Origin of the sequence: Actinomadura sp. RB99 (assembly GCF_014706005.1) — a bacterium.
Lineage (GTDB): Bacteria > Actinomycetota > Actinomycetes > Streptosporangiales > Streptosporangiaceae > Spirillospora.
This window is the reverse complement of record NZ_JABMCA010000021.1, coordinates 12,047-25,549: the sequence shown is the minus strand read 5'-3', so window position 1 is coordinate 25,549 and position 13,503 is coordinate 12,047. Positions and strand designations below refer to the sequence as shown.

Here is a 13,503-nt window from a genome sequence, read left to right as displayed (position 1 = left end):
TGACGTCATGACCAGCCTCCGGAATTGGTGGTCTCGTGCGATGGAGCGGGGGAACCGAAGCTCTGCTGGATGAAGTCGAGGGATTCCTGGTCCAGCCCGGACAGCGGGAAGTCGGACGGGGTGTAGCCGCCGGCACCGGGAGCGCAGCAGTGCTCGATCAGCCTGGTGAGGACCTCCGTGTAACGCCGCGCCAGCGCTTCTACGGTCGTCTCGTCGTGCACATCGGCCGAATAGGACCAGACGATTTCCAGGCGTCCGGCGGCGACGCGGCCGGTGATGTCGAGCAGGTGGCTGCGCTTCCCGTCGGGAGGGACCCCGCGGCCGAGCGTGTCGTCGGTCATCAGGAATCTGGCGGTGCCGTCGCCGGCGGGACCGGCCTGGCCGGAAAGGCCGAGGTAGTTGAACCTCACGTCCGTGTGGGACCCGTCCACGGCGCCGCGCAGGTAGCGCAGCAACCCGTAGCCGAGCCCGCGGCGCGGCACGGCGCGCAGGTCCTCCTTGGTCCGCTGCAGTGCCGCGCCGAGGTCGCCTTCGGCGGACGCGTGCAGCACGACCGGGTACACGCTGGTGAACCAGCCCACCGTGCGGGACACGTCGATGTCCGCGCCCACGTCCTCCCGGCCATGGCCTTCCACATCGACCGCGAGGGCAGCCGACCGGGACCAGCCGGTCAGGACGATCCCGAGCGCCGTCAGCAGGACGTCGTTGATCTGGGTCCCGTAGGCCGACGGGACCTCGTGCAGCAGCCGCTCCGTATCCCGCTCCGTGAGCGCGGTGTGCAGCCGCCGGGCGGAGGCGCGCGTGTTCTCTCCGTCGTGGTCGCGCGGGACGACACCGGCCCCGGCGGCGCGGCGCCAGTAGCCGGTCTCCTCCGCGAGCTCCGGTGTGGCGGCCAGCTCCGTCAGCCGCCGCGCCCACCGCGCGAACGAGGAGGTCTTGGCCGGCAGCGTGATCTCGAGTCCCCGTTCGGCCTGGTCGTAGGCCGTGGACAGGTCCTCGACGAGGATCGGCCAGGACACCGCGTCCACCACCAGGTGATGCGCCACCACCAGCAGCGTCCTGTCGCGCTCGAACAGCACGAGCCGCAGCAGCGGCCCTTCCTCCAGGTTCAGGCTGGCATGCGCGGCGTCGGCCAGCCGCCGGCGGGAGCCGTTCCCGGACGCGGCGTCCGCCGGCCACAGCACGTCGGCCGGCTCCGCGGCGTCGACGCGGGCCGTCCAGGCGCCGTCGCGGGCGACGAACCGCGACCGCAGCACATCATGGTGATCCAGCAGGGCCCGGACCGCCTCGCGGAGGGGCCGCTCCCGCACGGGACCGTCGGCCGTCAGCAAGACGGACTGGTTGAAATGCGAGGGGTCGGACGGGCAGTCCGCGAAGAACTCCCGCTGCACCGGGGTAAGCGGGAAATCACCGGTCACCGGTCCCTGCTCGGACGGAGCGGCCGTTTCCCGCGTACCGGCCGCCGCCGCCAGCCGAGCCACCGTCTGATGCTCGAAGATCTGCCCGGCGGACAGGTGCACTCCGGACTTCCGTGCCTCCGCCACCACCCGGATGCTGATGATGGAATCGCCGCCGAGCTCGAAGAAGTTGTCATCGCCGCCGACGCGGTCGATGCCGAGGACCTGCGCCCAGATTCCGGCGAGGATCTGTTCTGTTTCCGTTCTCGGCGGCTGGTAGCCCGCGGAGACCTCGGGCCGTTCGGTGCCGGGGTCGGGCAGTGCCGCGCGGTCGAGTTTGCCGTTCGGTGTCAGCGGGAGCGCGGCGAGCTCGGTGAACAGGGCGGGGATCATGTAGTCGGGCAGGCGCTCGGCCGCGAACTCGCGCAACTCGCCCGCTTCGGGAATTCCGGCCTCGGGGGTGGCAGGCACCAGCCACGCCGCCAGCCGCGCGTCCGTGTCCCGGCCCACGACTCCCGCCGCCACGGCCCCGATGGCCGGGTGGGTGCTCAGGACGGCTTCGATCTCGCCGGGTTCGATGCGGAACCCGCGGACCTTGACCTGCTCATCGGCCCGGCCGGTGAACTCCAACAACCCGTCAGCCCGCCACCGAGCCCGGTCCCCCGTCCGATACAACCGCGACCCATCGTCAGCGAAGGGGTCGGCGATGAACCGTTCGGCGGTCAGTGCCGGACGCCCGTGATACCCCAACGCCAACCCGGCACCACCGATGAACACCTCACCGCTCACCCCGGCCGGAACCAGACCAAGACGATCATCCAGAACCCGCACCCACGCGTTAGGCACCGGCGCCCCGATCGGCGGCACACCAGACCCGCCCGGATCCAACGCGACGGTGGTGGTCATCACCGTCGCCTCGGTCGGACCATAGGTGTTCACCAACCGCACATGCCGCAACCACACCCGAGACAACGGCTCGGTCAGCAGTTCCGCACCCGTCAACACCGTCGCCAGACCCGGCATCGCCCCCGGATCCACCACCGCCAACAGCGATGGAGTCACACTCATCGCCTGTACGCCCGCCGCCCGCACCAACGCCGTCAGGCGAGCGGGTTCGGCACGCTGCGCCACCTGCGCCACCACCAACGTCCCACCACCGGCCAGCACCGCCGCCACATCCAACACCGCCGCATCGAAACTGAACGACGCGAACTGCAACACCCGCACCCCAGGACCAGCACCCAACACCGGCCCCACACCCGCCACCAAATTCGCCACCCCACCATGCCCCACCAACACACCCTTCGGCCGACCCGTCGACCCCGACGTATAGATCACATACGCCAAACCCCCACCAGCCCCGCCATCACGCACCACCGGGGACGCCGCAATGGCCGCCGCCGTCGCCGGATCGTCCAAAACCACCCGCGTCACTTCGGACGGCACTGCGCCCAGCACTTCTACCGATTCGGTCGTTCCCACCACGACGTCCGCGCCGCTGTCGGCGAGCATGTAGCCGAGCCGGTCCGCCGGGTATTTCGGGTCCAATGGGACGTACGCCGCTCCGGCCAGCCACGCCGCCAATATGCCGAGCACCATTTCCACATCACGTGGCACACACAGAGCCACCATTGATCCGGGGCCGACACCCAATCCCCGCAGATGGCCGGCGAGCCGTTCCGCACGCCGCACCAGCCACCCATAAGTCACGCTCACGTCTCCGACGACCACCGCCACCGCGTCCGCCCGCACCCGGGCATGACCCAGAACCGAACCCACCACACCCGACTCGACCCCGGCCTCACCACCAGCACCCCACCCCAGCAACTCCGCCCGCTCCCCCTCCGACACCACCCGCAACTCCGACAAACGCCGCTCCCCACCACCCCCGCCAATCCCCTCCAACAACACCCCCAAATGACCCACCAACCGCGCCACACTGCCCGCATCGAACAAAGCAGTGCTGTACTCCACGGCACCCGCCAGCTCGCCGTCCCGGTCGGTCATGGTGAGTTCGAGATCGGCCTTCACCGCCAGCGCGTCGTCCAGCCCGCCCCGCGCCGCCCAGCCGATGTCGCCATCCCAGTTCAGCTCTCTCGCGGGTCCGGAGCCGCCCTCGCTGCCGCTGCCGAGGGTGTCGTACCCGAAGAGCACTTGGAACAGGGGCGTCCGCGACCGGTCCCGTTCGGTGACCAGGTCGTCCACGAGCTGCTCGAACGGCAGGTCCTGGTGGGCGTGCGCGGCCAGGACCATCGTCCGCACCCGCCGCACCACCTCGGTGAACGACGGGTCGCCGGACAGGTCCGCGCGCATCACCAGCGTGTTCACGAAGAACCCGATCAGACCCTCGGTCTCGGCCCGATCCCGGTTCGCCACCGGCGTCCCCACCACCACGTCGTCCTGACCGGCATACCGCCCCAGCAGCACCATGAACGCCGACAGCACCGTCATGAACATGCTCGCCCCGGCAGCACGCGCCGCCTCCCGCAAGCCCTCCGCCACCAGGCCGGGAACGGCGAAACGGATCACCGCGCCCGAGGTCGAGCGCACCGGGGGGCGGGGCCGGTCGGTCGGCAGGTCCAGCACCGGCACACCGGCCAGCCGCTCCCGCCAGTAGGCCAACTGCTCTTCCAGCACCTCGCCGGTCAGCCAGCGCCGCTGCCACACCGCGAAGTCCGCGTACTGCACCGGCAACGCCGGCAGCGGATCCGGCTCGCCCCGCCGGAACGCCTCGTACAGCGTCGCCAACTCGTCGCGCAGGATCTGCCCTGACCATTCGTCGCTCACGACATGGTGCAGCGACATCACCAGCACATGTTCGTCATCCGACACCCGCACCAGGCACGCCCGGATGAGCGGCTCGGCAGCGAGATCGAACGGGGTGAGCGCGTCCGCCACCACCAGCGCCTGAACCGCATGGTGCGGATTCACCGAAGCCGAGACATCCACCACCGGAAGCGAGAACGGCGACGGCGGGTCGATCACCTGGTGCGGCACCCCGTCGTCACCAGCGACCAGGCGCGTCCGCAGCACCTCATGGCGACCCACGACCGCCGACAACGCCGCCGTCAAAGCCGCCACGTCCACCGCCGCCGGCAACCGCAACGGCATCGGGACGTTGTACTCCACCGACCCCGGCTCCAGGACGTCCAGGAACCAGAGCCGCTGCTGGCTGAACGACAATGGCAACCGCTGCTCCCGCGGCACCGGCACGATCGGCGGCGCCGCGGCCCCGGCCGCGGCCTGCTCTATCACCGAGGCGAGCCCGGCCACGGTGGGCTCGTCGAACACCGCGGTGAGCGGGACGTCCACACCGAACACCCGCCGGATCCTCGAGATCATCCTGGTCGCCAGCAGCGAGTGCGCGCCGAGTTCGAAGAAGTCGTCGTTGCGACCGACGCGTTCGATGCCGAGGATCTGTGTCCAGATTCCGGCGAGAACCTGCTCAGTTTCGGTTCTGGGCGGCTGGTAGCCGGCGGAGACCTCGGGCCGCTCGGTGCCCGGGTCGGGCAGTGCCGCACGGTCGAGCTTGCCGCTCGGGGTGAGCGGAAACGCCGCCACCTCCGTGAACACGGCAGGGATCATGAATTCGGGCAGCCGCCTGGCCGCGAACTCCCGCAACTCTCCCGCTTCGGGGATTCCGGCCTCGGGGCCTGCGGGGACCAGCCACGCCACGAGGCGTGCGTCCGCGCCCTCTCCCAGGACCCCGGCCGCGACGTCCGCGACGTCCGGATGGGCGGTCAGGACGGCTTCGATCTCGCCGGGTTCGATGCGGAACCCGCGGACCTTGACCTGCTCGTCGGCCCGGCCGGTGAACTCCAGCAACCCGTCGGCCCGCCACCGCGCCCGGTCGCCCGACCGGTACAGGCGCGACCCGTCGCCGGCGAACGGATCGGCGATGAACCGTTCGGCGGTCAGTACCGGACGCGCGTGATAGCCGAAGGCCAGCCCGGCGCCGCCGATGAACACCTCACCGCTGATCCCGACCGGGACCAGGTTCAAGTTCTCGTCCAGCACCCGTACCAGCGTGTTGGCCACGGGCAGTCCGATCGGCGGCGCTCCCTCCGCGGACGGGTCCACCAGGCCCGTGCAGCAGATGACGGTCGTCTCGGTCGGCCCGTAACCGATCGACATCCGCCGCCCGGCACCCCACTCCCGCGCGATCTGGCCGCTGACCGGCTCAGAGCCCACGATCATCGACCACACCGGGACGAACTCGCGGGGATCCAGCAACGCCAGCAGCGACGGCGCGACGCTCGTCGCCTGTACTCCCGATGCCTGCACCAGTGCCGTCAGGCGGGCGGGTTCGGCACGTTGCGCCGCCTGCGCCACCACCAACGTCCCACCACCGGCCAGCACGGCGGCAACGTCCAGCACCGCCGCATCGAAACTGAACGACGCGAACTGCAACACCCGCACACCGGGACCAGCACCCAAAACCGGCCCCACACCCGCCACCAGATTCGCCACCCCGCCATGCCCGACCAGCACACCCTTGGGCCGGCCCGTCGACCCCGACGTATAGATCACATACGCCAGACCCCCACCAGCCCCGCCATCACGCACCGCCGGGGACGCCGCAATGGCCGCCGCCGTCGCCGGATCGCCCAAAACCACCCGCGTCACTTCGGACGGCACTGTGCCCAGTGTTTCCGCCGACTCCGTCATCCCCACCACGACGTCGGCGCCGCTGTCGGCGAGCATGAACTCCAAACGGTCCGCGGGATATCCCGGGTCCAATGGCACATACGCCGCACCCGCCAACCACACCCCCAAAATGCCGACCACCATTTCCACATCACGCGGAAGACAAAGCCCCACGACCGATCCCGCGCCGACCCCCGCCCCCCGCAGATAACCCGCCAGCCGCTCGGCCGTGCTCACCAGCCGCCCATAGGTCAGGCAGGCGTCCCCGACCACCACCGCCACCGCGTCCGGCCGGATCGCCGCCTGCCCCAGAACCGAACCCACCACGCCGGACTCGACGCCGGCTTCAGCACCGGCGCCCCAGCCGAGCAGTTCCTCTCGCTCCGGCATCGAGACCATGGGCAGCTCGGACAACCGCCGCTCCTCGCCGCCCTCGGCGACGCCTTCCAACAACACGCCCAGATGGGTCACCAACCGCGCCACGGTGCTGACGTCGAACAGGCCGGTGCTGTACCTGACCTCCCCCGTCAAGCCCTGAGCGGTTTCGCCCAAGGTGACCTGCAGGTCGAACTTGACGATCGTTCGCTCCGGCTGGAAATCGCTGACCGTGAGCCGGCTTTCGGTGTCGTCTCCGCGGTGATTGAACAGGACCTGGAAGAGGGGGGTGCGGGAGCGGTCCCGTTCGGTGACCAGCTCGTCGACGAGTTGCTCGAACGGCAGGTCCTGGTGGGCGTAGGCGTCCAGCGCGGTGGCCCTGACCTGCTCCAGCAGCTCAGCGAAGGTCGGGTCGCCGGACAGATCGGCCCGCATCACCAGCGTGTTCACGAAGAATCCGATCAGGCCCTCGGTCTCGGCCCGGTCCCGGTTCGCGACCGGAGTCCCCACCACGATGTCGTCCTGACCGGTGTACCGCCCGAGCAGGACCATGAAGGCTGACAGCACCGTCATGAACATGCTCGCCCCGGCAGCCCGCGCTACCTCCCGCAGGCCCTCGGCCACTGGAGCGGGGAAGGCGAAGGCCGCGAACGAGCCTGTGGTGGACCGCACCGGGGGGCGGGGCCGGTCGGTCGGCAGGTCCAGCACCGGGACATCCGCCAACTGCTCCCGCCAGTAGGCCAACTGCTCTTCCAGCACCTCGCCGGTCAGCCAGCGCCGCTGCCACACCGCGAAGTCCGCGTACTGCACCGGCAACGCCGGCAGCGGGTCCGGCTCGCCCCGCCGGAACGCCTCGTACAGCGCGGCCAGCTCTTGCCGGAAAATCTCCGCTGACCATTCGTCGAAGACGATGTGATGGGCCGACAAAACGAGCACGTGGTCATGACTCGCCAGCCGCGCGAGACATCCGCGGATCAGCGGTCCTGCGGCCAGGTCGAACGGCTCTGCCGTGCTCGCCCCGACCAGCACGCCCGCGGCCGCATGAGGATCAGGCGCGGCGGACACGTCCACCACCGGCAGCCAGAACGGCGACGGCGGATCGATCGCCTGGAACGGCACCCCGTCCTCACCCGCCACCAGCCGCGTCCGCAGCACCTCGTGCCGCCGCACCAGCGCCGACAACGCCGAAGCCAGAACCTCGACGTCGACGTCACTCATCGCCAGCGGCATCGGGACGTTGTACTCCGCGGACCCGGGCTCCATCTGGTCGGCGAACCAGAGCCGCTGCTGCCCGAACGACAGCGGAAGCCGCTGATCGCGCGATACCCGGACCACCGGCGGCACGACCGTTCCGGCGGCCGCGTCCACCACCTCGGCTAACTGCCCCAGGGTCGGGGCGTCGAACAGGGCCGAGACCGCGATCTCGACCCCGAACATCGACCGGACCCGCGACACCACCCGAGTCGCCAACAGCGAATGCGCACCCAACTCAAAGAAATTGTCCTCCACCCCCACCCGCTCCACCTTCAACAACTCCGCCCAAATCCCCGCCAGCGCACGCTCGGTCTCCGACCGCGGCTCCACGAACACCCGCCCCACCAACCGCCCCGCATCCGGCGCCGGCAACGCAGCCCGATCCAACTTCCCATTACGACTCAACGGGAACTCGGAGATCTCCACGAAAAAGGCCGGAATCATGAACTCCGGCAACCGCCTACCAGCAAACTCACGCAACTCAGCGACAGAAGGCACGCCAGAATCCGGATCGGCAGGCACCAACCAGGCGACCAACTGCGGATCCTGCTCACCGGCCTCCGCCATGTCCGTGGTTACAGCGACTGCGGCGGCGCTGATCTGGGGATGGGCGGCCAGCACGGCCTCGACCTCGCCGGGCTCGATCCGGAACCCCCGCAGCTTGACCTGCTCATCGATCCGGCCGAGGAACTCCAGCACGCCGCCCGGACGCCACCGCGCCCGGTCACCCGAGCGGTACAACCGGGACCCGTCACCGGCCAGTGGATCGGCGACGAACCGCTCGGCGGTCAGCGCCGCGCGTCCCGCATAACCCCACGCCAACCCCAGACCACCGATGAACAACTCACCGGCCACACCCATCGGCACTGGGTTCAGTCGCTCATCCAGTACGTGCACCCGCACGCCCGGCAGCGGTGTCCCGATCGGCACCACTCCGCTCGGAGCCGCGACCTTGTTCGCGCTGCCTGCAGTCGCACATACCGATGCTTCGGTCGGCCCATAGGCGTTCACCACCACGCAGCGGTCCGCCCATCGGGCCACCAAATGCCCGTCAGCCCGCTCGCCTGCCAACACCAACGTCGCCAAACCCGCGAACTCCGCCGGGTCGACCACACGCGCCACAGACGGCGGCAACGTCACCACTCCGACACCCGCCGCAGCCAGCACCTGCGCCAGCCGCGCGGTGTCCACCCGCTCGTCCTCACCCACGAGCACCAGACGCCCACCGTGCCCGAGCGTCACCCACACCTCCGACACCGCCGCGTCGAAACTGAACGAGGCGAACCCCGCCACCACCACACCCGGGGTGATCCCGAACACCGGCCCCTGACCTGCCACCAAATTCGCGACACCACCGTGGTCGACCAGCACACCCTTCGGTCGACCCGTCGAGCCCGACGTGTACATCACGTACGCCAGGCCCTCACCAGCCGCAGCATCACGCGTCACCGGGGATCCGGCGATCGCCGCCGCCGTCATCGGGTCGTCCAGCTCGACTACCCGGACGCCCCGTCCCACCGGGACATCCCCCACCGCCGACCCAACGCCCACCACAACACCGGCACCACTGTCAGCGAGCATGAAACCCAGCCGATCCGCCGGATAACCCGGGTCCAACGGCACATACGCCGCACCCGCCAACCACACCCCCAACACCGCCGCCACCATCTCCACATCACGCGGCACACACAAACCCACCACCGACCCCGGACCAACCCCCAAGCCCTGCAGATAACCCGCCAACCGCCCCGCACGCCCCACCAACCACCCATAAGTGACGCTTACGTCCCCGACCACCACCGCCACCGCATCCGCCCGCACCGCCGCCTGGCCCAGAACCAAGGCCACGACACCACCGTCATCACCGGCCTGGGCATCGGCGTCCACGCCCACACCCCAGCTCAGCAGCTCCTCCCGCTCTGCCTCGGAGACCATCGGCAGGGCGGACAAACGCAGGTCCCCATCGCCTCTGGCAATTCCATTCAGCAGCACCGCGAAATGGCCCACCAACCGCGTCACGGAATCGCGGTCGAACAGCCCCGTGCTGTACTCCACCGCGCCAGCCAATGCGCCATCCCGCTCGACGAGCACCAACCGCACGTCCGTCCGCGCCACCACGTCGCCGCCGAGATCCGCCCGCGTCCACGCGATGTCGCCGCTGCCCTGCTCCTCCGCGGTGGGGATGTTGTAGTTGAACAGGACCTGGAAGAGCGGGGTGCGGGACTGGTCCCGTTCGGTGATCAGGTCGTCCACCAGCTGCTCGAACGGCAGATCCTGGTTCGCGTACGCCGCCAGCGCGACCTGCCGCACCCGGGCCAGGAACTCGCCGAACGTCGGGTCGCCCGACAGGTCGGCCCGCATCACCAGGGAGTTGATGAAGCACCCGATGAGGTTCTCGGTCTCGGCGCGGTCGCGGTTGGCGACGGGGGTGCCCACCGCGAAGTCGTCCCGGCCGGCGTAGCGGCCCAGCAGGGCCATGAACGCCGCCAGGAGCGTCATGAACATCGTCGCGCCGCCCTGGCGGGCGACGGCGCGCAGGCCGTCGGTGACCTCGGGCGCGACGGTGAACTCCACCGCGGCCCCGGCGGTCGGCCGGACCAGCGGGCGGGGCCGGTCGGTCGGCAGGTCCAGCACCGGCACTCCGGCCAGCTGCTCGCGCCAGTAGGCCAGCTGGGATTCCAGCACGTCACCGGTCAGCCAGTGGCGCTGCCACGACACGTAGTCCGCGTACTGCACCGGCAAAGGCGGCAAGGGATCCGCCTCGCCGCTGCGTAACGCCTGGTACAGCGCGACCAGCTCGCGCCGCAGGATCTCCTCCGACCACTCGTCGGAGGCGACGTGGTGCACCGACAGGACCAGCACGTGATCGCGGGGAGCCAGCCTGGCCAGGCAGGCGCGGATCACCGGCCCGGCGGCCAGGTCGAACGGCGCGGCGGCGTCCGCGGCGACCAGGGCGGCGGCCGCCGCGAGCGGGTCCGCCGCGTCGGACACGTCGGCGACCGGCAGCCGGAACGGCGATGGCGGGTCGATCACCTGGAACGGCACCCCGTCGTCGCCCGCCACCAGCCGGGTCCGCAGCACCTCATGCCGGTGGACGACGGCGGTCAATGCCGCACCGAGCGCCGCCAGGTCCAGGGGCCCGGCCAGTCGCGACGGGGCGGACACGGTGTACTCGGCCGACTCCGGTTCGAGCTGGCTGACGAACCACAGCCGTTGCTGCGCGAACGACAGCGGCAGCCGCCCGTCCCGCGGGACGGGGACCACCGGGGGGACGGCGACGCCATCGGCGTTCTCGACGGCCTCCGCCAGCCCGGCCACGGTCGGGTGGTCGAAGAGCGCCGCCATCGGCACCTCCGCCCCGAACTCCTCCCGCACCCGCGAGACGACCTGCGTCGCCAGCAGCGAATGGCCGCCCAGCGCGAAGAAGTCGTCGTCGGCGCCGACCCGCTCCACTCCCAGCACGAGCGCCCAGATCCGCGCCAGCCGTTCCTGGGTGGGGGTGGCGGGGGCGGTGAAGGCACCGAGGTCGGGCCGTGACATGTCCGGTGCCGGCAGCGCCGACCGGTCCAGCTTCCCGTTCGGCGACAGCGGCAGCGCCGCCACCTCGGTGAACAGCGACGGCACCATGAACTCCGGCAACCGCTCGGCCAGGTACGCGCGCAGCTCGCCCACCGCCGGGGCACCGGCGGCGGCGTCGGCCGGCACCAGCCAGGCGGCCAGCCGGGTTCCCGCGCCGTGGCCGACGGCGGCCACCGCCGCCGCTGCCACCCGCGCATGCCCGGCCAGCATCGACTCGACCTCGGCCGGCTCGATCCGGAATCCCCTGACCTTCACCTGGTCGTCGGCCCGGCCATGGAACTCGAGAATGCCGTCCGCGCCCCACCGCCCCAGGTCACCGGTCCGGTAGAGGCGCGACCCGTCGGCCGCGAACGGGTCCGCGACGAACCTCTCCGCGGTCAGCGCCGGACGCCCGTGGTACCCCCGGGCGACCCCCGCCCCGCCGACGAAGATCTCACCCCGCACCCCCGGCGGCACCGGATCCAGCCGCCCGTCCAGCACGTACACCCGGGTGTTCCAGACCGGGCGCCCGACCGGCTGCGCTCCCGGCGCCAGCGGCTCGCCGGGAGCCGTCCGGTGGCCGACGCACCCGACCGTCGTCTCGGTCGGGCCGTACTCGTTGGTGACCGCGACGCCCGGGTTCCGGTCCCGCCACCCCGCGAGCGACTCGGCGGTCAGCTGCTCGCCGCCCACGACCAGGTCGCCGCGGTGGCCCCGCTCGCCCATCGCGTCCAGGAGCGGCAGATGGCTCGGGGTGATCTTCAGGAACCCGGCGGGCGCCTTCCCGCCCGCCTGCCACGCCTCGTCCAGCCCGGCGAGGAAGACGCAGCCACCGGACACGAGCGGCCCGAACAGCGCGGTCACCGTCAGGTCGAACGAGATCGGCGAGTGCGCCACCGACCCCGTGCGCAGCCCCGGATAGGCGTCCCGCGAATAGGCCAGGTAGTTGACCAGCGCCCGGTGGGTGACCGCCACGCCCTTGGGCTCGCCCGTCGACCCGGACGTGTAGATCACGTATGCGAGCCGCTCGGCCGGGGCGGCCGCCGGACGCGGGAGCGCCGGCCCCGCCGAGAGCACCTCCCGGACCTCCGGCGCGTCCATCTTGATCAACCGTGCCCGGCCGGCGGGCAGGCGTCCGGCCGTCGCCTCGGTCCCGATCACCACGCGGGCCCCGCTGTCGGCGAGGACGAACGCCAGGCGCGCGGCCGGATGGCCCGGCTCGAGCGGCACGTACGCGGCGCCGGCCTTCCATACCGCCAGCACCGACACCAGCAGGTCCGTGGTGCGGCCCAAGCACAGCCCGACCACCGTCTCGGCGCCCACACCCGCGTCCCGCAGGTGGCGGGCCAGCCGGGAGGCCCGGGCCTCCAGACCGGCGTACGTCAGCGAGACGCCGTCCGCGGCGACGGCGACCGCGTCCGGGCACTCCAGAGCCTGGGCGGCGATCAGCTCGTCCGCCCCGCACGCGGGCACCGGCACGGCGGTGTCGTTCCAGGTGACGAGCAGCTGCTCCCGCTCGTCCTCCAGGAGCAGGGGCAGGTCGGCGGCCCGCCGATCCGGGTCCGCCGCCACCGCCGCCAGGAGCACGCCCAGGTGTTCCGCCAGCCGGCCGGCGGTCGCCGCGTCGCAGACGGCCGTGGAGTACGCGAGCGTTCCGGCCAGTCCACCGGCGGGCTCTTCGGCCAGCCGCAACTCCAGGCCCGCCTGCTGCGGCGCGACCGCGCCGGCCCCGCCGTCCGGGACCGCGTACCTGAATCCGACCTGGACGAGCGGCGGCTGCGACCGTCCCTCCTCGGAGTCCCGCTCACCGGCCGCGACGATCCGGTCCGGCAGCTCGGAGACCAGCGGGTCGCCGGACAGATCGGCCCGCAGCACCCGAGTGCTCCCGGCCGGCCCGCGGCCGCCCGCGGCCTCCGGTCCGTCCCGCTCCGCGAGCGCGGCACCGACCAGGAAGGCGTCCCGGCCGGTGTAGCGCGCGAGCAGGATCAGGAACGCTGCCAGCGACATGCGGGACATGTCCGTCTCCGCGGCGCGGGCGGCGGCCCGCAGGCCGTCCGTCACCTCGGCAGGGACGGCGAACCGGGCCAGTGCCGTGACGGGCGGGGCGGCCGAGGACCGGCCGCCCGGCAGTTCCAGCACCGGCGGTCCGGCGGTCCGGCGACGCGGCCGGCCGTCGGAGCGTGTCCCATCATCGCCGTTGCCCGGATCCTCGGCTACCACGAGCAACATCCCCTCCTAGGCACGCCGCGGCGAGCCGAAGCCGGTCGCGCGG

1 protein-coding gene is annotated in these 13,503 nt (G+C 71.5%); it reads right to left on the bottom strand.

All coding sequences use genetic code 11. The features are described from left to right. Positions 1-5 precede the first annotated feature (5 nt). Entirely contained in the window at positions 6-13,460 is a 13,455-nt protein-coding gene (locus amrb99_RS52515) for a non-ribosomal peptide synthetase (RefSeq protein ID WP_190858207.1), read from the bottom strand. Between the last annotated feature and the right edge of the window lie 43 nt (positions 13,461-13,503).

Coding starts and splice junctions, on each gene's coding strand:
- amrb99_RS52515 (WP_190858207.1), bottom strand. CDS start 13,460: ATGTTGCTCGTGGTAGCCGAGGATCCGGGCAACGGCGATGATGGGACA.